Genomic DNA, 23,738 nt, shown 5'->3' with positions numbered 1-23,738 from the left:
CGCCATGTTTCCCGCAAGTAACGTCTGGCGGCGTCACACATGCCGGGTGGCCGATTCCCATGGGACGCGTCGACGGGATTCGGTCGTGCCGCGAACCACCGCTCCCCCCACATCCGTGGTGGAACGCGTCGCAAGCAGTGCGGGATCACCGACGAATTCGGAGGAACCTTCCGTGCGCAACTCCCTCGCCAAAGCCGCGTTAGCCTTCACCGGGGCCACCGCCGCCCTCGCCCTGACCGCCGCCCCCGCCCTGGCGGCACCCACCACCTGGACGGTCGGCCCCACTTCGCCCGTGACCTTCGCGGCGTCGTCGACCAACACCGCGCTCACCCTCAACAACATCCGGGTGACCTGTCCCACCGCCACCGCCGGTGGCACGCTCTTCAGCGCGACCGGCAACCCCGCGCACATCGGCAACATCGCGACAGCCGCCTTCGGCACCACGGCCCGGCCCTGCACCAGCCCGCTCGGCCAGGTGCGGCCGGTCGCCAAGACCAACCCGCCCTGGCGGCTGATGGGCACCGACCACGCGGCCGGTCTCACCACTGGCTACATCACCGGGGTCAACGCCACCCTGACGGTGCTGACCTGCACCTTCGATGTCGTGGGTGAGGTCCACATCACCTACGCCAACTCCACCGGCACCCTCACCGTGTCCAACAACGCCACCCGTCAGCTCACCGTCGTCAACGCGAGCGCGGGCTGCGGGACGCTCATACCCAACGGCGCCCACCCGACGTTCACCGGCAGCTACAAGGTCATCGGCCCGGTGGGCGGCACCACCAGCCCGACCGTCGTCGGCGTCTGACCGGACGCCGCGCGACGGACCGAAGGGGATCGCACGGCGGCCGTCCGGGCCCGCCGTGCGATTTCCCGCGTGGGGCCGCGCGCGGAGCACGGGCCGCGCGGGGAAAAGCGCGGGGAAAAGCGCGAGGAGCAGACCGAAGGGCCTGAGCAGCCCGAGCAGCACGGACGGTGCGGACAGTGCCGAGGGGGAGTCGTATGGTGCGCGGCCCAGGGGGGAACGGTGGTTCCCCGAGGACCGTACGGGGGGCGCTGGCCGCCGTGGTGGTGCTGCTCGCCGGGGTGATCCCGGGCGCGCGGGCCGAGAGCGACGGGGCCGCCCCGGTGCGGTACGACACGACGGTGGACCGGGTCTGCGCCCTCCCCCCGGAGCTGTCCCCGGGACCGGCGACGGCGACGGTGCCGGCGAGGGTGCGGATCAGGGCGTCCCTGCCGACGCGGGGCCGGGTCGGGGAGCCGGTCCTGGCCACGGGGGTGACGGTCACGGTCACCCTCCCGGGCGCGTCGCGGACCGCGCTCGCCGGACGGGGCGCCGTCACGGTCGGGGCGACGAGCCGGCTCGCGGTCGCCGCGGCCCAGGGCGGGCGCCCGGCCGACGCGGTCTGGACGGGCCGCACGGACACCCCCGTACGGATCGCGCCCGGGAACGACGGTGCCGCGTCCGGCGGGACGCCCGGAACGCCGTCGGCCGCGCCCGGGGGGACGGACGCCACGGGCGGGCCCGGCGGGCCGGACCGGACAGGCCCGGACGGCGGGACCGACGCGACCGGCGGGACCGGCGGCGCGGCGGGCCCGGCGGGCCCCGGGCCCGGCGCACCCAGCGGAGCGGCCGGGGAGACGGCCCCGGCCACCGGTACCCCGTCCGCCACCGCGCCCACGCCCCCCGTGTCCCCCTCCGCCCCGGCGCCCGGCCGCCCCACCGCTCCGCCCGGTCCGCCGCTGGAGCTGACCCTCGGCGGCCCCGTGCCCGCCGTCACCGCCTCCGGCGCGGGAGAACTCACCCTCACCCCGGGCACGCTGGCCCTGGAGCTGACCCCGTTCACCGCCGACGGCACCCCCGCGAAACCGGCCGCCCTCCCCGTGACCTGCTCCCCGCGCGAGCCGCAGTCGCCGCAGCCGCCCCTCGCCACCGTCCGGATCACCGGCGCCGACGGCACCGCCCCGCCGCCCGGCCGCGAGCAGGACCCCGCCCCCGCGACCGGCGGCGGACCGGGCACCCTCGTCATCGAGCCGCTGCCCGGGGAGCGCGCCGCCCGGCCGCCCCGCTGTGTCGGCGACACCGTCGATGAACTGGCCCTGGTCGCCTATGTCACCGGCTTCTCGAACGTCGAGAAGCTCGACGGCGCGGCCCGGCTCCCCCTCGCCTGCGTCCAGCTCGTCGACGCCTTCAAGGAGATCGTCGAACGGCCCGACGGTTTCCATCTGCTCCAGCACGCCACCGGGGAACTCGACTACCGGGGCAAGCGGATGATGCCCCCGGCGAAGGCCACCTTCCTCAGCTTCGGCGGGGTGCCCACCACGGCCACGATGGAGCTGACCCAGCTCAGGACGATGACCATCGACACGGACATCCTGCTCCTGCCGTCCACCGGCACCACGCTGGCCCGGGTGGCGCTCTCCCTGCGGCTGTACGACGTCGAGGTCAACGGCGTCCCGCTGGACGTGGGGCCGAACTGCCGCACCCGGGGGCCCCTGTACTCCAAGGACCCCGACCCGGCGCGGGACACCCGGGACCATGTGGTGCTCACCGGTGTGCTGAAGGGGCCGGGCGACGGCTACCAGCTCGTCACCGGAGGGGTCCTCGACGGCACCGTGACCATTCCGCCGTTCACCGGCTGCGGCGTCGGCGAGGATCTCGACCCGCTCCTCACCGCCGCTGTCTCCGGCCCCGGCAACTACATCAAACAGGTGCAGGGGGCGCCCTGCTCCTCGGGCAACCCCCGCCCCGACCCCGAGTTCTGCACACCCGGGCATGAGCCCGTCAAGGTGCCGAAGCCGGAGCGCTGAGCCGTCGCCGCCGCACCGGGCGGGACCGACACGATCGAGGGACACCATGAGAATCGCCCCGCAGGGACACCCGGCCGCCCGCCGGGTGCGCACCGCCGTCCTCGCCGCCCTCACCGCGGCGGTGACGGCGCTGCCCCTCGCCGCCGCAGCACCGGCACCCGCGCACGCCGCCGCCGCGCCCCCGGCGGCCGCGGCGGCGCACCCGGGCGGGGCCAGGACGGACGAGGCACGGCTCAACGGCCACTGGGCGCCCTTCGGCCGCTGTCCCGTCGACGACCCCGCGATGCTCGCCGCCGACGGCGAGGAGACCGTCGCGAGCTGTGTCTCCTCGGTCTCCGCCGGGGGCAGCATCACCCTGGGCAGGACCACCGCCCGCACCGGGGCCAACAACCTCCAGTTCGGGGTGGTCTACCACACCACCAGCCAGACATTCACCGTCGTACCGCCCCCGGCCGGATCGATCGTCGGGGCGCCGACCGAGATACCCGGCGGACTGCTCGGCCTGATGTGCCCCGGCAACCTCCCCGTCGTCACGGAGATCTGCCGGCTGCTCACCGACAACAGCCTCAACCGGGTCACCGCCACCGTCGAATCGGTCGGCGCCCCCACCGGCTTCAGCCTGACCGCCGGGCTCTCGGCCGGGGAGCCCATCGTCACCCTGCCGGTACGGATTCGGCTGCGGAACCCGTTCCTCGGCTCCCAGTGCTTCATCGGCTCCGCCGCCGACCCGATCGTGCTGCGCCCGCGGAACGCCGTCGCGCCCGCCTTCGGCGTCGAGCTGTTCCGCGGTGACGGAACCCCCGACGAGGAGGGCGAGATGGTCCGCTTCGCCCTCACCGGCACCGCGCAGGAGGACCGTACCTTCGCCGTCCCCCGGGCCCGGGGCTGCGGCGCGCTCGGCCTCCTCAGCGGCGCGCTCGACCTGAAGACCGGGCTGCCGTCGCCCGCCGGGCGCAACAGCCTGGTGCTCGACGCCGCCGTCACCCACAACGGCGCGCTGAACGCGCCCGGTCTGTACTTCCCGGACGCCGGACGGCAGCTCGCCCGGTTCCGGCACTCCGCCGTGCTGCCCTAGCCCGACCGCGGCCGTCGTCGTCAACGAGCGCAGCGGGAGGCGCCATGGGAATCGAAGTCGTCGTCGAGGGGCTGACCAAGTCCTTCGGTGAGCAGAACATCTGGCAGGACGTCACGCTGACGCTGCCCGCCGGGGAGGTCAGCGTCATGCTCGGCCCCTCCGGCACCGGGAAGACCGTCTTCCTCAAATCGGTCATCGGGCTGATCAAGCCCGAGCGCGGCCGGGTCCTCGTCGACGGCGTCGACATGGTGGGCGGCTCCGAGCGGGACATCTACGAGGCCCGCAAGGTCTTCGGGCTGATGTTCCAGGACGGCGCGCTCTTCGGCTCGATGACGCTCTTCGACAACATCGCCTTCCCGCTGCGCGAGCACACCCGCAAGAAGGAGTCGGAGATCCGCCGGATCGTGATGGAGCGGATGGACCTGGTCGGCCTGGTCGGGGCCGAGGAGAAACTGCCCGGTGAGATCTCCGGCGGGATGCGCAAACGGGCCGGGCTCGCCCGCGCGCTCGTCCTCGACCCGCAGATCATCCTCTGCGACGAGCCCGACTCCGGCCTCGATCCGGTCCGCACCGCCTATCTCTCCCAGCTTCTGATCGACCTGAACGCCCGGATCGACGCCACGATGCTGATCGTCACCCACAACCTCGACATCGCGGCCACCGTCCCCGACAACATGGGCATGCTCTTCCGTCGCGGACTGGTCGCCTTCGGGCCCCGGGAGGTGCTGCTCACCAGCGAGGAACCGGTGGTCGCGCAGTTCCTCGGGGGGCGCAGGGAGGGCCCGATCGGGATGTCGGAGGAGAAGGACGCCGCGACGCTCGCCAAGGAGCGGGGAGCCGCGGCGCCCCCTGCCCCCCGCCCGCTGGTGCCCCAGCTCGAACCCTCGCCGGGGCTGCCGGAGCGCAAGGCGGTGCGGCGGCGGCGGGAGCGGGTCCTGTCCATGCTGGACCGGCTGCCCGAGGCCGCGCGGATCGCGATCGAGCGGAGCCACGCGGCGGCGGGCGAAGGAGCGGCCCGGTGACCGAGCCCCGCCCGCCCGCTCCCGACGGGCCCCCGGGCCCCGCCGCCGGGGACGCTCCCGCCGGGCCCCCGGCAGCGGCCCCGGCCGCGCAGGGCTCCCCGCGCCCACCGCTGCGGGCGCTCGCCCCGCTGCACGAGACGGGCCGGTTCTTTGCCCTCACCGCCGAGATCGTCCGGTCGGTCTTCCGCCGCCCCTTCCAACTGCGGGAGTTCATCGAGCAGTTCTGGTTCGTCGCGAGCGTCACGATCCTGCCCGCCGCCCTGGTCTCCATCCCCTTCGGCGCGGTGATCGCCCTTCAGGTCGGCTCCCTCACCCAGCAGCTCGGCGCCCAGTCCTTCACCGGCGGGGCCAGCGTCCTCGCCGTCATCCAGCAGGCCAGCCCGCTGATCGTGGCCCTGCTGATCGCGGGCGCGGGCGGCTCCGCGATCTGCGCCGACCTCGGCTCCCGCAAGATCCGTGAGGAGCTGGACGCCATGGAGGTCATGGGCGTCTCCCCGATCCAGCGCCTGGTGGTGCCCCGGGTCCTCGCCACCATGCTGGTCGCCTTCCTGCTCAACGGCATGATCTCCGTCGTCGGCACCCTCGGCGGCTACTTCTTCAACGTGATCATGCAGGACGGCACCCCCGGCGCCTATCTCGCCAGCTTCTCCGCCCTCGCCCAACTCCCCGACCTCTACATCAGCGAGTTCAAGGCCCTGGTCTTCGGCTTCATCGCGGGGGTCGTCGCCGCCCACCGGGGCCTCAACCCGCGCGGCGGCCCCAAGGGCGTCGGCGACGCCGTCAACCAGTCCGTCGTCATCACCTTCCTGCTGCTGTTCTTCGTCAACATGATCATTACGGCGATCTATCTCCAGGTCGTCCCCGCGAAGGGGGGCTGAGCCCCATGTCCCCGCTCCGCTGGCTGGAACGCTCCGGAGACCAGCTCGCCTTCTATCTCCGGGCGCTGCTGTGGATACCCCGCACCCTGCACCGCTATCTCAGGGAGGTGCAGCGGCTGCTCGCCGAGGTCGCCTTCGGCAGCGGCGGCCTCGGCGTCATCGGCGGCACCATCGGGGTGATGGTCGCCATGACCCTCTTCACCGGCACCGTCGTCGGCCTCCAGGGGTACGCGGCCCTCAACCAGATCGGTACCTCCGCCTTCACCGGCTTCGTCTCCGCCTACTTCAACACCCGCGAGATCGCGCCCCTGGTCGCCGGGCTCGCCCTCTCCGCCACCGTCGGCGCGGGCTTCACCGCCCAGCTCGGCGCCATGCGGATCAACGAGGAGGTCGACGCGCTGGAGGCGATGGGCGTGCGCTCCCTGCCGTACCTCGTCACCACCCGGATCATCGCCGGGGTCGTCGCCATCATCCCGCTCTACGCGATCGGGCTGCTCAGCTCCTATCTCGCCTCCCGCTGGATCACCGTGGTCTTCAACGGCCAGTCGACCGGCACCTACGACCACTACTTCCAGCTCTTCCTCTCCCCGGACGACGTCCTGCTCTCCATCCTCAAGGTGCTGATCTTCAGCGTGATGGTGATCCTCGCCCACTGCTACTACGGCTTCCGCGCCGAGGGCGGACCCGCCGGGGTGGGCGTGGCCGTCGGCCGCTCCGTACGGAACGCGATCGTGCTCATCAGCGTCACCGACTTCTTCCTGTCGCTGGCGATCTGGGGCGCGACCACAACGGTGAAGGTGGCCGGATGAACGCGAAACGGCTCCGACTGCGGCTCGCCGGAGTCGTCTTCCTGCTGGTGCCCGCCCTGCTGGTGGGGGTGTCGGTCGCCGTGTACGAGAAGGAGTTCAGCGACGACGTCACCGTCACCCTGCTCACCGGCTCGACCGGCAACGAGATGCACCGGGGCGCCGAGGTCAAGATGCGGGGCGTCGTCATCGGCTCCGTCCGCTCCATCCGCGCCGAGGGCGACGGTGCCCGGCTCACCCTCGCCATCCGCCCCGGCGAACTCCACCGCGTCCCCGCCGACGTCACCGCGCAGATGCTGCCGACCACCCTGTTCGGTCAGCGGTTCGTCGCCCTCGTACCCCCCGCGGACCCGTCCGCCGGACGGAGCCTGAAGGCGGGGGACACCATCCCCCAGGACCGCTCCCGCAACGCCATCGAACTGGAACAGGTCCTCGACCATCTGCTGCCGCTGCTCACCGCCGTCAAACCGGAGAAGCTGTCGGCGACCCTGACCGCCGTCTCCCAGGCCCTCGAAGGGCGCGGCGAGAAACTGGGTACCACCCTGACCACCCTCGACGCGCATCTGCGCCGCCTCAATCCGCAGCTCCCCGCGCTCAACCGGGACATCGCCCGGCTCGTGGAGGTCAGCGAACTCTACGCGGACGCCGCCCCCGACGTGGTGCGCGCGCTCAGCGACTTCGCCACCACCAGCTCCACCCTCGCCGGTGAACGCGCCTCGCTCGAAGCCCTCCAGACCACCACCACCGGCACCGCCCGGCAGCTCACCGCCTTCCTGCGGCGCAACAGGGAGCAGCTCATCCGGCTCGCCGACGTCAGCCGCCCCACCCTGGAACTCCTCGCCCGCCACTCGCCCGCGTTCCCCTGCACCCTGCGCACCCTGGCCGGATTCGTCCCCGCCATGGACAAGGCGCTCGGCAAGGGCACCGACCGTCCCGGACTCCATGTGGACCTCCACCCGGTGCGCTCCCTCGGCGCCTACCGCTATCCGAAGGACCTGCCCCGCCACCCGGCGGGCGGCCGCGGCCCGCGCTGCTACTCCGCGCCCTACACGAGCCTCCCCGCGCCCGCCGTCCGCTCCGCCCCCGGGCTCGGCCTGCCCAACTCGCCCCAGGAGGCCCGGTTGGTCAATGAACTGATGGCCCCCGGGCTGGGGACCACGCCGGACGAACTCCCCGACTGGAGCACCGTCCTGACCGGACCCCTCTACCGGGGAACGGAGGTGAGGCTCAAGTGAGCCGCCGCTCCCTCGCCGCCCCGCTGGCCAAATCGCTGGTCTTCGTCCTCGTCACCACGCTGGCCACCACCGTGCTGGCGCTCTCCATCGCCAACACCGGTGTCGGCGACACCACCTCGTACCGGGCCCGCTTCAGCGATGTCACCGGGCTGATCCCCGGCGACAGCGTACGGATCGCGGGGGTGAAGGTCGGCCAGGTCGACGCGGTGAAGGTGGCCGACCGGCGGGTGGCCGAGGTCCGCTTCTCCGTGCAGAGGGGACGCGGCCTGCCTGCCTCAGCCACCGCCTCCATCAAATATCTGAACATGGTCGGCCAGCGCTATATCGACCTCGACCGCGGAACCGGCCCGGTCGGTGCCTCGCTGCCGCCCGGGGGCACCATCCCCCTGGACCGCACCACGCCCGCACTCGACCTCACCCAGCTCTTCAACGGCTTCCAGCCCCTGTTCGAAGGGCTCTCCCCGAAGGACATCAACGAGCTGGCCGGGTCCATCGTCAAGGTGCTCCAGGGCGACGGCGGCACCGTCGACAGCATCATCCGGCACATCGGCTCGCTCACCGGCACCGTCGCCGCCAAGGACCGGGTCATCGGCGAGGTGATCACCCGGCTGAACACCGTGCTCGCCACCGTCAACGAACGGGAGGAGGGCCTGAACGACCTCATCGTCACCCTGCGCCGACTGGTCTCCGGCTTCGCCGCCGACCGCAAGCCCCTGGGCGAGGCCACCGAGGCGATGGGCGCGCTGACCACCGTCACCGCCGGACTCCTCGACGAGGCGCGCGCCCCGCTGCGCCGCGACATCCGCGAACTCGGCCGGCTCACCGGGCAACTGGACGACCACCGCCCCGCCATCGAGAACTTCCTCCGCAAGACCCCCCAGAAGATGCGCTCGCTCGTGGTGCTCACCTCGTACGCCTCCTGGCTCAATCTCTATCTCTGCGAGCTGAAGGTCACCGGGGTCACCACCGACGACGGCAGCCCGCCGCCCACCGGCATCGCCGTCACCAGCCCGAGGTGCCGAGGATGACCCCTGCCCCCGAACCCGGCCGGACCCCCGAATCCGGCGCCGCTCCGGCCCCCGACCCCTTCGCGGGGTCCGCCACCGCCCCCCGGGCCGTACGGCTGCCCGCGTGGCTGCGCCGGCCCCTGCGGGAGCGCAACCCCGTCGCCGTCGGCCTCGCCGGGCTGCTGCTGCTCGCCCTCATCGGGGTCGGCGCCTACAACGTCGACGCGCTCGGCGGCGGCACCACCTACACCGCCGAGTTCACCGAGGCGGCCGGGCTCACCGAGGGCGACGAGGTCCGCGTCGCCGGAGTGAAGGTCGGCGAGGTGACCTCCGTCGCCCTCCACCGGGGCGTGGTACGGGTCCGCTTCCGCGCCGGGGACCTCTGGATCGGCGACGCCAGCACCGCGGCCATCGCCATCAAGACCCTGCTCGGCGAGAAGTACCTGGCCGTCGACCCGCTCGGCGCCCGGACCCAGGACCCCGGCACCCCCATCCCGACCAGCCGCACCACCTCCCCGTACGACGTCACCCAGGCGTTCACCGGACTCGGCGAGACCATCGGGGAGATCGACACCGACCGGCTCGCTGCGAGCTTCCGCGCCCTCGCCGACACCTTCGAGAACTCCGCCCCGAACGTCCGCCCCGCCGCCACCGGACTCGCCGCACTCTCCCGGAGCGTGGCCGAACGCGACACCCGGCTCGCCGAACTCCTCTCCCGGAGCAAACGGCTCACCCGCACCCTCGCGGGCAAGGAGGACAGCGTCGAAACCCTGCTCAAGGACGGCACCCTGCTGCTCGACGAGATCCGCGCCCGCCGGGACGCCATCCACCGGCTGCTCACCGGCACCCGGGACCTCGGCGAGGAACTCTCCGGAGTGGTCCGCGACAACCGCGAACACCTCGAACCCGCCCTCACCTCGCTGCGCAACGTCACCGCCGTCCTGGTGCGCAACCGGGAGAGCCTGGAGGAGGCGCTGCGCCTCGCCGGTCCCTACTACCGGCTCGTCAACAACGCCGTCGGCAACGGCCGCTGGCTCGATGTGTACGTCTGCGGCCTCGTGCCCCCCGAGTACTATCTGCCGCCCGGCAGCCCCGACCGGCCCTGCGCCCCCACGCCCGGACCCCGGGGAGGCACCCGATGACCCGCGCCCCGCTGCGGCGGCGGATACACATCCTGCTGACGACCCGGCCCGTCCGGGAGCGACCGGACAAACCGGTGCGGTGGTGGCCCGCGGGCCGCTCCCGCGTCCCCGCCATCGCCGTCGCGCTCGCCGTCCTCGCCGCCGCCGGGATCTGGGGGGCCATCGCCCTCGACGAGGCCCGCGCCACCCGCGTCACCGCCTACTTCACCCGGGCCACCGGCGTCTACGAGGGCTCCGACGTCCGCATCCTGGGCGTACGGGCGGGCACCGTCGACGCGGTCGAACCCGTCGGAGACCGGGTCAGGGTCACCCTGCTGGTCGACGACGGCATCGAGGTCCCCCGCGACGCCCACGCCGTCGTCGTCGCCCCCAGCGTGGTCGCCGACCGCTATGTCCAGCTCGCGCCCGCCTACACCGGGGGGCCCCGGCTGACCGACGGAGCGGTACTGCCCGCCGAACGCAACGCCCTGCCGATGGAGGTCGACCAGCTCTACGCCTCCCTCACCGAACTCACCACCGCCCTCGGCCCCGAGGGCGCCAACGCCGACGGCGCCCTGACCCGGCTCCTGGCGGTCGGGGCCGAGAACCTCGACGGCAACGGCCGGGCGATCGGCGACTCCATCGACCAGTTCGCGCGGGCCGCCCGGACCCTCGACCGCAGCAGCGGCGACCTCTTCACCACCCTGGAACACCTCCAGACCTTCACCGCCATGCTCCAGCGGAACGACCGCACGGTGGTACGGGCCGAACGGCAGCTCGCCGCCGTCACCGGGTTCCTCGCCGACGACAAGGAGAACCTGTCCGCCGCGCTGCGGGAGCTGGGGACCGCGCTGCGCCTGGTCAAGAGCTTCATCGAGGAGAACCGGGACGGACTCAGGGAGAGCGTCGACGACCTGGTCCCGCTCACCCGGGCCCTGGTCGACCAGCGCCGCTCGCTCGCGGAGGCCTTGGACGTCGCCCCGGTCGCCGTCGGCAACGCCCTCAACCTCTACGACCGCGAGAACCGCACCCTCAACGGCCGGGCGAACCTCCGGGAGATCACCCCCCGAAGCCCCCGGAGCCCCCAGGACGCCGCGCGGGACCCCGCGTCCGGCTCCCGGTCCGCCGCCCCGCCGCCCGGACTGCCCCTGCCGGCCGTCGGCCCCGTCCACGACAGCGCCGCGGACCCCGCGGGCACCCGGCCGGGAGGCACCCGATGAGGCGCGCCCCGGCCCCCGCCCTCGCCCTCGCCCTGACCGTGGCCCTCGTCCTGAGCGGCTGCTCCGCGCTGCCCGGCGGCACCGGCCTGGACCGGCTGCCCCTGCCCGGCGGAGCCGACCTCGGCAGCCACCCGTACGAGGTCACCGCCGAGTTCGCGGATGTGCTGAGCCTGGTGCCGCAGTCGGCCGTCAAGGTCAACGACGTCGCCGTCGGCCGGGTCACCCGGATCCGGCTCGACCGCGAGGACTGGACCGCCCGGGTCACCCTGCGGATCAACGGCTCGGTGCGGCTGCCCGCCGACGCCTGGGCCCAGCTCGAACAGTCCAGTCTGCTCGGCGAGAAGTACATCCAGCTCACCCCGCCCCCGGCGACCGGGAGCCCGGGGCGGCCGGGCGAACCCGGGGAGCCGCTGACCGGCGCCGGTCCCGGTGCCGCCCCCGTCACGGCGTCCGGCGGCGCCGGGCGGCTGCGCGACGGCGCCACCATCCCCGTCTCCCGCACCAACCGCAACCCCGAGGTCGAAGAGGTCTTCGGCGCCCTCTCCCTCCTCCTCAACGGCGGCGGCATCGACCAGATCAAGAACATCGCCACCGAACTGAACCAGGCCATCGGCGGCCGGGAGCCCCGGGTGCGCTCCGTGCTCCGGCGCATCGACACCCTTGTCACCAGCCTCGACCGCAACAAGAAGAACATCACCGCCGCGCTCGACGGGGTCAACCGGCTCGCCGCCAACCTCGCCGCCCGCAAGACCGAGATCGGCCGGGTCCTCACCGGGGTCTCACCCGGTCTGAAGGTCCTCGACGAACAGCGCGGCTCCCTGATCACCATGCTCCGCGCCCTCGACACCCTCTCCGACGTCGCCGTCGACACCGTCGAACGGAGCAAGGACGACACCGTCGCCGACCTCAAGGCCCTCGGCCCCGTCCTCACCGCGCTCGCCGACTCCGGCCGCGCCCTGCCCGACTCGCTCCAGGTGCTCTTCACCTACCCCTTCACCGACGAGGTGCTGAAGGGCATCAAGGGCGACTATCTGAACGCGTACCTCCGACTGGCCGCCGCGCCCGGCACCGAGGTCATCCCGGCCCTCACCCCGCCCCGTCCGGCCACCGCCGCCGGACCGGACGAGCGGCGGGCCAGGACCCCCCTGCCGCTCCCGGCCGTGTCCTCGACCCCGGGGAGGCAGCAGTGATCACCCCCGCCATCCGGCTGAAGAACCTCGCCTTCCTCGTCATCGCCGTCCTGGTGCTCGGCTTCGTCGGGGTCCGCTACGCCGACCTCGGCCATCACATCGGCATCCGCGACCACTATGTCGTCCGGGTCCAACTGGAGCGCACCGGCGGGCTTTTCACCCACTCCAACGTCACCTACCGGGGTGTCTCCGTGGGCCGGGTCGGCCCGCTGCGGCTCACCGACGACGGTGTCGAGGCCGAGCTGCGCATCCAGAAGTCCGCCCCGCCGATCCCCGCCGACCTCGAAGCGGTCGTCGCCAACCTCTCCGCCGTCGGCGAGCAGTACATCGATCTGCGGCCCCGGGGCACCGGCGGGCCCCACCTCGGTGACGGCACGGTGATCGCCCGGGCCGACACCCGGGTGCCCGCCCCCGTCACCGATCTGCTCACCGGCATCGACGACCTCGCCACCTCCGTCGACCTCGCCTCGCTGCGCACCGTCGTCGACGAGCTGGGCACCGCCTTCGCCGGGCGCGGCGACGACCTGGGCGCCCTCATCGACAGCGGGCACGCCTTCATCCGCGCGGCCGACAAGGCCCTGCCCGTCACCACCCGGCTGATCGCCGACGCCGAGACCGTGCTGCGCACCCAGACCGAACAGGCCGCCTCGCTGCGGGCCTTCGCCACCGGCGCCAGGGAACTCGGCGCCGAACTCAAGGCGTCCGACCGCGATCTGCGGCGCCTGCTCGCGGCGGCGCCCGAGGCCGCCGGGCAGCTCGGCGGCCTCCTCGACGACCTCGAACCCGGACTCGGCGTGGTGATCGCCAATCTGCTCAGCCCGGCGCAGATCGCCGTCACCCGCCAGCGCGGCCTGGAGGAACTGCTCGTCAAACTCCCCCCGCTGACCGCCGCCGGAGCCACCGCCGTCAACCGGAGGGAGGGCCGGGTCGGGATGTCCCTGACCTTCTTCGCCCCCCTGCCCTGCGAGAAGGGGTACGAGGGCACGGTGGAACGCCCCGGCGATGACACCTCGCCGCCCCGCCGGGCCAACACCGCCGCCCGGTGCGCCGAGCACCCCCGTACCGGTGTCAACGTACGGGGCAGCGCCAACGTGCCCCGGGGCGGTCCCGTGCCGCGCCCGGTGGTCCCGGGGCCGCTGGACCTGCCCTCCGTCGAACGGGGGCCGGACGGGCTCGCGGGACTGCTCGGGCCGGTCGGCGCGGCGGCCGGGGAGGGCCGCCGATGAACCGCCGGGCCGTGAACCGCCGGACTGCGCATCACCGGACTGCGCATCGCCGGGCCCTGAACCGCCGGTCCGTCGTCGCCGGGGGCGCGCTCGCCCTCGCCCTGCTCTTCTGCGCCGTCGCCGCCCGGGACCACGTCCGCGCCCGGGGCGACGCGTCACTCGCCCACGCCCGCGCCCGGGACGCCGCGCTCGCCGACGGCCGGACCCGGCTCGCCGTGCTCGTCGGGACGGACGCCCGGGACCCCGGGGGCACCCGGAGCCGCTGGCTCGACGCCGCCACCGGGCCGCTCCACGAGGAGCTGCGGCGCGCCCCGCGCCCGAAGCCGGGACCGGGGACCCGGGCCACCGTGACCGCCGCCGCCCTCACCGCGCTCGACACCCGCGCCGGGACCGCGACCCTGATCGCGACCGTCCGGGTGGACCCGGCCGACGCGGGCGGCGCGCGGGCCGGGGCGGCGGCCGGTGAGCGCAAACGGCTGGAGGCGACGCTCGCCCGCACCCCGGACGGCTGGAAGGTGGAGTCCCTGGACGCGGTACCGGTCGGTGACGCGTGAGCGGCGACACCCGGCAGCGGAACACGGCGGACCCCGCCCTCCCCGACGCCTCCGGCCCTTCCGGTCCGTCGGCCCCTTCCGACGCCTTTGGCCCCGCCGATCCCTCCGGGCCTTCCGGTGCCGCCCCCGACGGACCCGATGGCCCCGACGGTCCGGGGCGTGCCGCCGGGCCCAGGTGGCGCACCCCCGTCACCGTCTGCGCCGTCCTCGTCCTCCTCCTCACCGGCACCGTCCTGCTGATGCGGACGGACAGCCTCCGGGACACGCCCGCCGCCCGCAATCAGGCCCTCACCGACACCGCCGCCACCGATCACGTGGCCGACGCCGTCGGCGACAGCCTCGTCCAGGTCCTCTCGTACACACCCGACGGCGTCGGGGCCACCCGCCGGGCGGCGGGACGGCTGCTCGCGGGGAAGGCCCGGCGGCAGTACACGGAACTGTTCACCCAGGTCGAGAAGGAGGCCGCGGCGCAGCGGCTGAGCCTCACCACCCATGTCGTACGGACCGGTGTCACCCGGCTCACCGACCGCACGGCCGAGGTGCTCGTCTTCCTGGACCAGGTGGCGCGGCGCCCCGGCCGGGCGCCCGTCACCACCGCCGCCCAGCTCACCGTCACCGCCGAACGGTACGACGGACGCTGGCTGATCACCGGCCTCGCCTCCCGCTAGCGGGAGGCGAGGCCCCGAACGGCCCCCGCACCACGCGGGAGGCGCACCACCCCGGCAGGGGGAGAAAGGGACACCATGGCACCACGCAGCAGGTTCAATCCGCTTCTGGCGGCGGCGCTCGCGCTCACCGTCGGCGCCGCCGGATGGGCGGGCTGGAACGGCTGGGACTGGTACGCGGCGGCCCACGACGACGGGGCGGCCTTCGCCGCCGAGCGGGACCGGGCGCTGGCCGCGGGGGAGCAGGCGATCCTCAACCTCAACACCCTGGACCACCGCGACCTCGCCCGGGGGCTCGACACCTGGGAGGACTCCGCCACCGGTGAGCTGCGGAAGCAGCTCACCGACGGCCGGGGGGAGTTCGAGCGGCAGATCCAGCGGGCGCGGACCGTCAGCAGCGCGGAGGTCGTCTCCGGGGCGGTGACCGAGCTGGACGACCGGGCGGGCCGGGCGAGTGTCCTGGTCGCGCTGCGGATCACGGTGACGGCGCCGAAGACGGAGCCCGTGCGCAAGGAGAGCCGGATGCTGGGCGAGCTGACCCGGACCCCCGAGGGGTGGAAGCTCAGCGCCCTCGGACAGCCCACCGTCGGCGCGGCGCCGACCGACTGACCCCGCCCCCGCCCCGCGCCCCCGAAAGGAACCGCCACCCGTATGTCCACCACGCGCCACCTCCTCAACCGCCACCGCCGCCGCACCGCCTCCGGCGCGGAGACCGCCCCGCCACCGGCCCCGGGGCCCGCGCCCGCCCCGGCCGGCCGCCGTGACGGGGCCGCCCCGGAAACGGGAATCCCGGACCCGGCGGGCGCGGGGCGGGACGCTCCGGCGGCGCCGGATCCGTCGGCCGGTCCGGTCGTCCACCACGGGGGAACGGCCCGGGACGCGGCGGCGCCGGACTCCGTGCCCCGGGGGGCGGTCGCCCCGGCTCCGGCTGATCCGGAAACGGAGACCCCGTACCCGGCGGGCCCGGAAACAGCCGGGAGGTCCCGGCGGCGCGGGCTCCTCGGGCGGGGGGCCGGGGGCAGCCGGGGCGTTGCCGTCCTCGGCGCGCTGACCGTCCTGCTCGGCGGCTTCGCCGCGTACGCCGGGTCCCGCGCGGACGCCGTCCGCGCGGAGCCCGCCACCCGGAACACGGCGCTCGTGGACGTCGGCCGGACCAGCGAGCTGAAGGGCCGGATCACCCGCGCGGTCGAGTCGGTCTTCTCGTACGACTTCACCGACCCGGAACGGCTGGACCGCGCGGTACGGGAACACCTCACCGGCCGCGCGGTGGCCCGGCACCGGGAGCTGCTGGACACCGTACGGGCCGAGGGGCCCCGGCAGAAACTCGTCCTCACCACCACGGTCACCCACAGCGGGGTGGAGCGCGTCGACGGCGACCGGGCACGGGTCCTCGTCTTCGCCGACCAGAACAGCACCAGCGCCACCGCAGGGAAGGGCCGCAGCCGCACCGCGTCCGCCGCCGCGATGCTCGCGCTGGACGCCGTCCGGGGCGACGGCGGCTGGCGGATCTCCGGCATCGACACCTTCGGCGGGAACGCCTGATGCGCCAAATGGATCGCGTCCACAGATCGCGTCCATGGTCGAGAAGCCCGATTCGCCCTCGATGCACAGGCCGGCAGGGTGGGGCTCGGCCTCCGGACCACTGACCCGGGCCACGCCTCGGCCGGCTCCCGTCCCGGCCGACCACCCGCCGGAGCCCCGGCCGTCATGGCCCGCCACCCCCTCCACGGCGCGGGGGCCAGGCCGGAGCGGGCCCCGACGGTCATAGCCCGCCACCCCCTCGATGGCGCGGCGGCGCGGCCGGAGCAGGGCCCCGTTCCCCGGCCGCCCCGCCGTTCCCGGTCGTTCACCGCTCGCCGCCCCCGGCGCGCCCCGCCCGCCTGCCGGACCCCGGCCACCCGCCGTTGCCCGGCCCCGTTCCCCGGCCGCGACGGCCGCCGACCGCGCGGCCCGGCGCGGGTCACCCCGACGGCGGCCCCGCCAGCACCTCCGCCAGGTCGTACCGCACCGGCGTCTCCAACTGCGCGTAGGTGCACTCCTCGGGAACCCGGTCCGGCCGCCACCGCCGGAACTGCGCGGTGTGCCGGAAGCGGTCCCCCTCCATGTGGTCGTACGCCACCTCCACCACCCGCTCCGGCCGCAGCGGCACCCAGGACAGGTCCTTCTTCCCCGTCCAGCGGCTCGGCGCCCCCGGCAGCCGCGCCCCGGCGTGCGCGCCCTCCTCGGCCCACGCGGCCCACGGATGGCCGTCCGGCACCTCCATCACCAGCGGCGCCAGCTCCTCGATCAGCTCCGCCCGCCGCTTCATCGGGAAGGCCGCGCACACGCCCACATGCTGGAGCACCCCGGTGTCGTCGTGGAGCCCGAGCAGCAGCGACCCGAGGACGGGCCCACTGCGGTGGAAGCGGTATCCGGCCACCACCACATCCGCCGTCCGCTCATGCTTGATCTTGAACATCAGCCGGGCGTCCGGGCGGTACGGCAGCTCCAGCGGCTTGGCCACGATCCCGTCCAGGCCCGCCCCCTCGTACTGCTCGAACCAGCGCGCGGCCAGCTCCCGGTCGGTGGTCGCGGGCGCCAGGTGGACCGGGGGCCGGGCCCCGGCCAGCACTTCGGTGAGCAGGGCCCGCCGCTCCACGAGCGGCACGTCGAGCAGTGAGCGGTCGTCCAGCGCCAGCAGATCGAAGGCGACCAGGCTCGCCGGGGTCCGCTCCGCCAGCGTGCGCACCCGGGAGGCCGCCGGATGGATGCGTTCGCTCAGCCGGTCGAAGTCGAGCCGCCCCCCGTGCACGACCACGATCTCCCCGTCCACCACACAGCGCGGCGGCAACTGCTCGGCCACCTGGGCGACCAGCTCGGGGAAGTACCGCGTCAGCGGCTTGCCGGTGCGCGATCCGAGCACCACCTCGGCCCCGTCGCGGTGCACGATCGCCCGGAACCCGTCCCATTTGGCCTCGTACTGCATCCCGGGCGGGATCGTCTTCACCGCCTTCGCGAGCATCGGTTTCACGGGCGGCATCACCGGAAGATCCATGGAGAGAATTGTCCGGTATGCGGGGCTCTTCGGCACGGCCTACGCTGATCGGCATGGCGGCCAAGGCGCTCGAACTGGAGGTGGGGGACCGGACCGTCCGTGTCTCCAACCCGGACAAGGTCTACTTTCCCGAGCGCGGCTACACCAAGCTGGACATGGTCACCTACTACCTCGCCGTCGGCGAGGGCATCACCCGTGCCCTGCGCGACCGCCCCACCACCCTGGAGCGCTACCCCGACGGGGTGACGGGCGAGTCCTTCTTCCAGAAGCGCGCCCCGAAGTACCTCCCCGACTGGATTCCCACCGCCCACATCACCTTCCCCAGCGGCCGGTCCGCCGACGAGATGTGCCCCACCGAACCGGCGGCCGTGGTGTGGGCCGCCAACCTCGGCGCGGTCACCTTCCACCCCTGGCCGGTCCGGCGCGCCGACCCCGACCACCCCGACGAACTGCGGCTCGACCTCGACCCGCAGCCCGGCACCGGCTACGCCGACGCCGTGCGCGCCGCCCATGAGCTGCGCGCGGTCCTCGACGAGCACGGACTGTGCGGCTGGCCCAAGACCTCCGGCGGGCGCGGGCTGCACATCTTCGTCCCCATCGCGCCCCGGTGGACGTTCACCCAGGTCCGGCGGGCCGCGATCGCCTGCGGACGGGAACTGGAACGCAGAATGCCGGACCGGGTCACCATCAAGTGGTGGAAGGAGGAGCGCGGGGAACGGATCTTCGTCGACTACAACCAGACCGCCCGCGACCGCACCATCGCCTCCGCCTACTCGGTGCGCCCCCGCCCCCACGCCCCGGTCTCCGCGCCGCTGCGCTGGGAGGAGATCGACGACGCGGTGCCGGAGGACTTCGACATCACCACCATGCCGACCCGCTACGCCGAGCTGGGCGATGTCCACGCCGACATGGACGAACACCGCTTCGGCCTGGAGCCCCTGCTGGAGCTGGCCCGCCGGGACGAGGCCGAGCACGGGCTCGGCGATCTGCCCTATCCGCCGGAGTACCCGAAGATGCCCGGCGAGCCCAAACGGGTCCAGCCCAGCCGCGCCCGCGACCCGGAGGGCTGACGGCCCCCGCCCCGGACCGGGCGAAGGCCGTCGGCTCCCGTACCGGCTCGCTCCCGGAGCCCTACAGCTCCTGAATCCGGATATTGCGGTACGAGATCACATCGGTGGTGCCGTGCACCTGGAGCCCGATGAACCCGGTGGCGTACCGGCGCCCGTCCGTGCCCGGGTCGTCCGAGCGCGGCGGGACGAAGTCCTGACCCCCGGTGTTCTCGAACCGGTTGATCAGCACCCCGTTGCGGAGGACGGAGTACGACTGGCCGACCACCCGGATCTCGTACTCGTTCCAGGTGCCCTTGGGCGTCACCCCGGCCCCGCCGAGCCCGACGCGGTCGAAGCCGTACACCGAGCCCGTCTTGTACATGTCGCCGTCGGGCCGGTCCAGGATCTGCACCTCATGGCCGTACTTGATGGCCACCCACTCCGGGCGCGACTCCTCCGGGTTGTCGTGCGGGGAGGGGAAGCGGACGAAGACCCCGCTGTTGGCGTTGGCGGCCCCCGGGCCGTCGTCCCGCCACTGGAGCTTCAGCGAGAAGTCCCCGAACCGCGTCTGCGGATACCAGAGCATCCCCAGGCCGCCCCGGGTGGTGCCGCTGGTCAGCACCCCGTCGGCACCGCGGGCGAAGGAGCCGCCGCCCACGTGCTGCCAGCGGCTGAACGAGGACTCGCTGCCGTCGAAGAGGCTGCGGTAGCCGGTGTTCTGGCCGGGCCTGCCGATCCCGGAGTCCTGGGCGGCCCGGTACACGGCGCCGTGCTCGCGCGCGTCGAGCACACCGTCCGTGAGCAGCCGGTCCACCACCCGGTCCACATGCTTGAGGAAGAGCGCGTGGGAGGACCAGGCCCGCTCGTCCTCGATCAGCTCGTTGACCGTGCAGCGGGAGCGGGTCATCCGGTTGGGCACGCCCGAGTCGACCGTCCCCACGATCACCGTGAGCCGCTCGTCCCACTCGGGACAGCCCGGCGCGGGCACCCCGCCGCCCTCGGCGACCGTGAGGGTGGTCCGCCGGGCCTGCGAGGTGTTCCCCGCCCGGTCGGTGGCCCGGTGCAGCACGGTGTGGAAGCCCACCCGGTCCACCGTCAGTGGAGCCGTGTACTCCAGATAGGGCCCTCCGTCGAACGAGTACTCCACCTTCGCCACGCCCGAACCCCCGGCGTCGGTGGCGGCCACCGCCACCCGGGCGCTGGTGATGTACGCGCCGTCCGCGTTCTGCTGCCCGGTGACCTCGGCGGCGGTGACGGGCGGCTCCCGGTCCGGCGCGGGCGTCGCCACCACGGTGAACTCCACCGACCTGGCCGCCGCCGCGTTCCCGGCCCGGTCGGTGGCCCGGTAGCGGACCGTGTGCGCCCCGAGCCGGTGCACCATGACGGGCGCGGTGTACGGCTGCCAGGCCCCGTCGGCGCCCAGCGCGTACTCGATGGTGTTGACGCCCGAGCCGGTGTCGGACGCCGTCACCGTCACCGTCGCCATGTCGAGATAGCGCCCCTGCCCGTCCTGCTGGCCGCCGACGGTCGCCGAGGTCTGCGGCGGGACGGTGTCGTCGCTCGGCGGCGGGGCGACCGTGAACGCGGCGGTCTTCTCGGCCGCCGTGTTCCCCGCCCGGTCGGTGGCGCGGTAGCGGACGGTGTGCTGTCCCACGGTGTTCACCACGACGGGCGCCGTGTACGGCCGCCAGGGCCCGTCCGCGCCGGTCGCGTACTCGATCCGGTCGACGCCGGAGCCCTCGTCGGTGGCGGTCACGGCCACGGTGGCCTGCCCGATGTACGCGCCCTCGGCGTTCTGGTCACCGTCCACCCGGGCGCCCGTGACGGGCGGCGCGGTGTCCCCGCCGGGGTTCTCGGTGACGGTGAGGACGCCCTGCATCGTCCCGTGCCCGGGGATGGTGCAGAAGAAGCGGTAGCGGCCCGGGGTGAGCACGACCTCGGCGGTGTGCCGCCCGCCCCGGTCGTCACCCGGGTTCGCCAGGATGTTCAGCGGGACGTCGTGGTTGTACTCCGGGTCCGAGACGTCGAACGTGAGCGTGTGCGGCATCCCCGTCGTGTTGCCGGTCGCCCTGCTGTTCTCGAACACCAGCGTGGTCCGGCCCGCCACCGCCGTGGTGGGGAAGGAGAGATAGCGGTCGATCGGGTCCCCGGCGGTCCAGGTCAGCACCTGCGCCGCGGCGGTGGACAGGGCCGGTCGGCCGTCGGGCGTCCCCTCCTGCCGCCCGTGCGCCACCGCCGACAGCAGCCCCACGACCAGCGCCAGCGAGACGGTGAACGCCGTCCAGATCCGTCGCGTCATCGCGCCGCCCTCCGCGCCAGCCGGTCGGCCGCGGGCGTCGCCCCGCCGCCGTGATAGGTGATCTGCCAGAGCGCGGAGCGGGCGTCGGAGGTGAAGAAGCCGCCGCCGTAGTCGAGGACGTAGAGCGAGCCGTCGGGCGCGAACTTCCAGTCCATCAGATTGCGGATGCCGCCCGCCCCCACCGGGATGATCTTCTTCAGGGACTCGGCGTGCACCGGGAGGCCGCCCCGGCCCACCGTCTTGGGATCGGTCAGCACCGCGTGCCGGGGCTGGCCGCCGTCGTAGAAGTCGCCCACGAACCACTTGCCGTCCCAGTAGGCGGGCCACTTCACGGTGCTCGCCGTCGCCGGGTCGTGCCGGTAGACCGGGCCGGTCATGGTCGCCTGCGCGCCGCCCCTGAGCCAGGGCAGCAGCAGTCTCTGCTCGGAGAGCTGATAGCTGGGGATCCCCTGGGCGTCGCGGGGGAAGTCGGGACCGCCGCCCTGCGGCGCGTACCAGATGGTGTTGGGGGTGACGGGCGGCAGCCGCACCAGTCCGTCGTTGTGCGGGGACTCGTTCCTCGGCGCGGCGCAGTCGTACCAGCCCAGCGGCCGGCCCGGATCGGGCAGATTGCGGTCCCGGTAGGGCTGGTTGTTGCCCATGCAGTACGGCCAGCCGTGGTTGCCGGGCTGGGTGATCGCGGCGAAGGTGTCGTACTTCGCGGGCCCCCAGACCGGTGACGGGGCCCCCGCGTCCGGGCCCACCCAGCCCGCGTAGAGGATGTCGGTCTGCCGGTCCACGAAGATCCGCGAGGGGTTGCGGACCCCCATCACATAGATCTCGCCCCGGGTCTTCCCGCCGCCCTCGTCGGGCTCCCGGCCGGTGAAGAGGTTCCCGGCGGGGAGCGTGTACGTGCCGTCCGGCTCGGGGTGGATGCGCAGGATCTTCCCGTTGAGGTTGTTGGTGTTCCCGGAGGTGCGGCGGGCGTCGGCGAAGGGGAGCCCCCGGAAGTTCGGCACCGGGTTGTTGCCGGAGTAACCGTCGGTGAAGCCGGAGGAGTTGGTGTCCCCGGTGGCGATGTAGAGATTGTCCTTCGAGTCCCAGGCCAGACCGCCGCCCGCGTGGCAGCAGCTGTGGATCTGCACCGGCCAGGACAGCAGCACCTTCTCACTGGAGAGGTCCAGCCGCCGGGTGGCGCGGTCGTAGGTGAAACGGGACACCCGCCGCTCGCCGGTCCGGGTCTCGCGGTCGATCCGCGCGTGCGGCGTGTAGTGCAGATACACCCAGCCGTTGGAGGTGAAACGGGGGTCCAGCTCGATCCCGAGCAGCCCCTCCTCGTTCTTGATCAGCTCATCGCCGCCGCCCTTGTTCCCGAAGACGGTCACCTCGCCCGCGAGCGTCACCCGCCCGGTCGCGGGCTCATACACATGGATCTGGCCCTGCCCCTTGCCGACCTCCGGGTTGTTCCAGTCGGTCACGACCGGACGGGAGGAGTCCGCGCCGCCGCGGCCGATGTAGAAGACCGTGCCGTCGGGGGCGGTGACCAGCCCGTGGGGCTCGCCGATCTGGTCGTTCTGCCCCGGCTGATTGGGGCGGGTGACCCGCTGCGCCCGGTAGTGCGAGGTGATCGTCGCCTTGCAGTCGGCCCGCGCCAGCCGCGCCGTCCAGGCCAGCGCCCCGCGCAGATGCTCCCGGAAGTCGGTCTCGGCGAAGCTGTCGACCGTACCGCCCATCCCGCTGTAGAAGGACCGGCCGCCGTCGTAGTCACGGCACCAGGAGATCGGGTGGTCCCAGCCGTTGGCCCCGCTCACCGGGGTGTACGAGCTCTCCCGCAGCCGGGCCACCGTGTGCACGGAGCCCGAGGGGTTCACCGCCCAGTTGAACCACTTGTCGGGCCGCTTCCACTGGAGCGGCAGCGCGGCGGTGGCCGGATGCCGGCGGTCGCCGACCTCCACGACCGCGCGCTGGGCACCGCTCGGCGCCCCCGTGGGCCGGGCGCCGATCAGACCGGTGAACCACTCGGAGTACGGCTCGGTCCGTGCGGCCTCGTGGAGCCCGACGAAGCCCCCACCGGCCTCCATGTACGCCTCAAGTCCGGCCTCCTGCTCGGGGTCGAGCACATCGCCCCCGCCGGTGAGGAAGACGATCGCGTGGTAGCCGCCCAGCCGTGCGGTGTCGGTGAAGACGGAGGCGTCGTCGGTGGCCTCGGTGGTGAAGCGGCCCGCGGCGGGGCCCGTCAGACCGATGGACTCCACGGCGGCGATCCCCGCGTCGACGGTGGGGGACTCGGCGGTCGCGGAGGCGTGGAAGACGAGCACCTTCACGCCGCCGCCGCTCCCGCCCGGGGGCGAGGGCAGGACCGGCGCCGCCGCCCTGCCGGGCTCCGACGGTGGCAGGGCCGACGCCGTCGGAGCCCCGCCGAGCAGGGACGCGGTGAGCGCGCCGATGCCGAGAACCGTGGCGAGCACGCCCCTTCGGGATCTCGGTCCGCGCTGTGGTGCGCGGTGCTGTGGTGTGCGGTGCATACGGTCACCCACCCCTCTGTGGTCACAACCGGCAGGACATTG

General features: G+C 73.8%; 20 protein-coding genes. 17 read left to right on the top strand and 3 right to left on the bottom strand.

Annotated elements, in window-relative coordinates; translation table 11 throughout:
• The first annotated feature begins 172 nt into the window (after nt 1-172).
• The 16 genes from CRV15_RS02690 (at nt 173) to CRV15_RS02610 (ending at nt 16,352) form a co-directional block, all read left to right on the top strand.
• On the top strand, nt 173-808 hold the full coding sequence (locus CRV15_RS02690; RefSeq protein WP_003957704.1) for a hypothetical protein: 636 nt from the start codon (nt 173-175) through the stop codon (nt 806-808).
• A 194-nt stretch (nt 809-1,002) separates the two neighbouring features.
• On the top strand, nt 1,003-2,811 hold the full coding sequence (locus CRV15_RS35805; RefSeq protein WP_009997980.1) for a DUF6801 domain-containing protein: 1,809 nt from the start codon (nt 1,003-1,005) through the stop codon (nt 2,809-2,811).
• Between the two features lie 46 nt (nt 2,812-2,857).
• Nucleotides 2,858-3,886 carry a hypothetical protein gene (locus CRV15_RS02675; RefSeq protein ID WP_003962449.1) on the top strand — a complete coding sequence of 343 codons (1,029 nt, stop codon included), beginning with the start codon at nt 2,858-2,860 and terminating at the stop codon, nt 3,884-3,886.
• Between the two features lie 44 nt (nt 3,887-3,930).
• The gene (locus CRV15_RS02670) at nt 3,931-4,908 is read left to right on the top strand and encodes an ABC transporter ATP-binding protein (protein ID WP_003957709.1); all 978 of its coding nucleotides are present in this window, start codon (nt 3,931-3,933) and stop codon (nt 4,906-4,908) included.
• Nucleotides 4,905-5,786 carry an MlaE family ABC transporter permease gene (locus tag CRV15_RS02665; protein WP_003962450.1) on the top strand — a complete coding sequence of 294 codons (882 nt, stop codon included), beginning with the start codon at nt 4,905-4,907 and terminating at the stop codon, nt 5,784-5,786. The genes CRV15_RS02670 and CRV15_RS02665 overlap by 4 nt, the downstream gene beginning before the upstream one ends.
• A gap of 5 nt (nt 5,787-5,791) precedes the next feature.
• Nucleotides 5,792-6,595, top strand: a complete 804-nt coding sequence (locus CRV15_RS02660) for an MlaE family ABC transporter permease (protein WP_003957711.1) — start codon at nt 5,792-5,794, stop codon at nt 6,593-6,595.
• Nucleotides 6,592-7,827 (top strand): MCE family protein, encoded by a 1,236-nt coding sequence (locus tag CRV15_RS02655; protein ID WP_003957712.1) that lies wholly within the window; start codon nt 6,592-6,594, stop codon nt 7,825-7,827. The genes CRV15_RS02660 and CRV15_RS02655 overlap by 4 nt, the downstream gene beginning before the upstream one ends.
• On the top strand, nt 7,824-8,855 hold the full coding sequence (locus CRV15_RS02650) for an MCE family protein (protein ID WP_003962451.1): 1,032 nt from the start codon (nt 7,824-7,826) through the stop codon (nt 8,853-8,855). Before CRV15_RS02655 ends, CRV15_RS02650 begins: the two co-directional genes overlap by 4 nt.
• Nucleotides 8,852-9,976, top strand: a complete 1,125-nt coding sequence (locus CRV15_RS02645) for an MCE family protein (RefSeq protein WP_003962452.1) — start codon at nt 8,852-8,854, stop codon at nt 9,974-9,976. Before CRV15_RS02650 ends, CRV15_RS02645 begins: the two co-directional genes overlap by 4 nt.
• On the top strand, nt 9,973-11,175 hold the full coding sequence (locus CRV15_RS02640) for an MCE family protein (protein ID WP_003962453.1): 1,203 nt from the start codon (nt 9,973-9,975) through the stop codon (nt 11,173-11,175). The genes CRV15_RS02645 and CRV15_RS02640 overlap by 4 nt, the downstream gene beginning before the upstream one ends.
• Nucleotides 11,172-12,365, top strand: coding sequence for an MlaD family protein (locus CRV15_RS02635; protein ID WP_003962454.1), 1,194 nt, complete (start codon nt 11,172-11,174; stop codon nt 12,363-12,365). Before CRV15_RS02640 ends, CRV15_RS02635 begins: the two co-directional genes overlap by 4 nt.
• On the top strand, nt 12,362-13,591 hold the full coding sequence (locus CRV15_RS02630; protein WP_003962455.1) for an MCE family protein: 1,230 nt from the start codon (nt 12,362-12,364) through the stop codon (nt 13,589-13,591). Before CRV15_RS02635 ends, CRV15_RS02630 begins: the two co-directional genes overlap by 4 nt.
• Nucleotides 13,588-14,145, top strand: coding sequence for a hypothetical protein (locus CRV15_RS02625; protein WP_003962456.1), 558 nt, complete (start codon nt 13,588-13,590; stop codon nt 14,143-14,145). Before CRV15_RS02630 ends, CRV15_RS02625 begins: the two co-directional genes overlap by 4 nt.
• Nucleotides 14,142-14,813 (top strand): hypothetical protein, encoded by a 672-nt coding sequence (locus CRV15_RS02620; RefSeq protein WP_003962457.1) that lies wholly within the window; start codon nt 14,142-14,144, stop codon nt 14,811-14,813. The genes CRV15_RS02625 and CRV15_RS02620 overlap by 4 nt, the downstream gene beginning before the upstream one ends.
• A 75-nt stretch (nt 14,814-14,888) precedes the next feature.
• Complete coding sequence (locus tag CRV15_RS02615) at nt 14,889-15,419, top strand: hypothetical protein (RefSeq protein WP_003962458.1); 531 nt, start codon at nt 14,889-14,891, stop codon at nt 15,417-15,419.
• A 42-nt stretch (nt 15,420-15,461) separates the two neighbouring features.
• Nucleotides 15,462-16,352 (top strand): hypothetical protein, encoded by an 891-nt coding sequence (locus tag CRV15_RS02610; protein WP_003962459.1) that lies wholly within the window; start codon nt 15,462-15,464, stop codon nt 16,350-16,352.
• 418 nt (nt 16,353-16,770) lie between these two features.
• Here CRV15_RS02610 and CRV15_RS02605 read toward each other — a convergent pair whose 3' ends face one another.
• A complete protein-coding gene (locus CRV15_RS02605; protein WP_003958638.1) occupies nt 16,771-17,844 on the bottom strand; it encodes an ATP-dependent DNA ligase in 1,074 nt (357 codons plus the stop codon).
• Nucleotides 17,845-17,897: 53 nt separating this feature from the next.
• Between CRV15_RS02605 and ligD the strand changes: the two genes are divergently transcribed.
• Nucleotides 17,898-18,914 (top strand): non-homologous end-joining DNA ligase, encoded by a 1,017-nt coding sequence (gene ligD, locus CRV15_RS02600; protein WP_003958639.1) that lies wholly within the window; start codon nt 17,898-17,900, stop codon nt 18,912-18,914.
• 61 nt (nt 18,915-18,975) lie between these two features.
• Here the strand turns inward: ligD and CRV15_RS02595 are convergent, their stop codons facing one another.
• Nucleotides 18,976-21,192: an OmpL47-type beta-barrel domain-containing protein gene (locus CRV15_RS02595; protein WP_003962460.1), complete on the bottom strand. Its 2,217-nt coding sequence runs from the start codon at nt 21,190-21,192 to the stop codon at nt 18,976-18,978.
• Nucleotides 21,189-23,696, bottom strand: a complete 2,508-nt coding sequence (locus CRV15_RS02590) for a ThuA domain-containing protein (protein WP_003962461.1) — start codon at nt 23,694-23,696, stop codon at nt 21,189-21,191. The genes CRV15_RS02595 and CRV15_RS02590 overlap by 4 nt, the downstream gene beginning before the upstream one ends.
• Between the last annotated feature and the right edge of the window lie 42 nt (nt 23,697-23,738).

The sequence above is a fragment of the Streptomyces clavuligerus genome (genome assembly GCF_005519465.1).
GTDB classification, from domain to species: domain Bacteria; phylum Actinomycetota; class Actinomycetes; order Streptomycetales; family Streptomycetaceae; genus Streptomyces; species Streptomyces clavuligerus.
Note: the sequence above shows the minus strand (reverse complement) of the source record. Positions and strands in the feature narration are given on the sequence as shown.

Bases quoted from the DNA above. Each gene is read 5' to 3' on its own strand.
- CRV15_RS02625 (WP_003962456.1), top strand. From the start codon at position 13,588: ATGAACCGCCGGGCCGTGAACCGCCGGACTGCGCATCACCGGACTGCG.
- CRV15_RS35805 (WP_009997980.1), top strand. From the start codon at position 1,003: ATGGTGCGCGGCCCAGGGGGGAACGGTGGTTCCCCGAGGACCGTACGG.
- CRV15_RS02595 (WP_003962460.1), bottom strand. From the start codon at position 21,192: ATGACGCGACGGATCTGGACGGCGTTCACCGTCTCGCTGGCGCTGGTC.
- CRV15_RS02675 (WP_003962449.1), top strand. From the start codon at position 2,858: ATGAGAATCGCCCCGCAGGGACACCCGGCCGCCCGCCGGGTGCGCACC.
- CRV15_RS02605 (WP_003958638.1), bottom strand. From the start codon at position 17,844: ATGGATCTTCCGGTGATGCCGCCCGTGAAACCGATGCTCGCGAAGGCG.
- CRV15_RS02590 (WP_003962461.1), bottom strand. From the start codon at position 23,696: ATGCACCGCACACCACAGCACCGCGCACCACAGCGCGGACCGAGATCC.
- CRV15_RS02615 (WP_003962458.1), top strand. From the start codon at position 14,889: ATGGCACCACGCAGCAGGTTCAATCCGCTTCTGGCGGCGGCGCTCGCG.
- CRV15_RS02645 (WP_003962452.1), top strand. From the start codon at position 8,852: ATGACCCCTGCCCCCGAACCCGGCCGGACCCCCGAATCCGGCGCCGCT.
- CRV15_RS02610 (WP_003962459.1), top strand. From the start codon at position 15,462: ATGTCCACCACGCGCCACCTCCTCAACCGCCACCGCCGCCGCACCGCC.
- CRV15_RS02635 (WP_003962454.1), top strand. From the start codon at position 11,172: ATGAGGCGCGCCCCGGCCCCCGCCCTCGCCCTCGCCCTGACCGTGGCC.
- CRV15_RS02670 (WP_003957709.1), top strand. From the start codon at position 3,931: ATGGGAATCGAAGTCGTCGTCGAGGGGCTGACCAAGTCCTTCGGTGAG.
- CRV15_RS02660 (WP_003957711.1), top strand. From the start codon at position 5,792: ATGTCCCCGCTCCGCTGGCTGGAACGCTCCGGAGACCAGCTCGCCTTC.
- CRV15_RS02640 (WP_003962453.1), top strand. From the start codon at position 9,973: ATGACCCGCGCCCCGCTGCGGCGGCGGATACACATCCTGCTGACGACC.
- CRV15_RS02655 (WP_003957712.1), top strand. From the start codon at position 6,592: ATGAACGCGAAACGGCTCCGACTGCGGCTCGCCGGAGTCGTCTTCCTG.
- ligD (WP_003958639.1), top strand. From the start codon at position 17,898: ATGGCGGCCAAGGCGCTCGAACTGGAGGTGGGGGACCGGACCGTCCGT.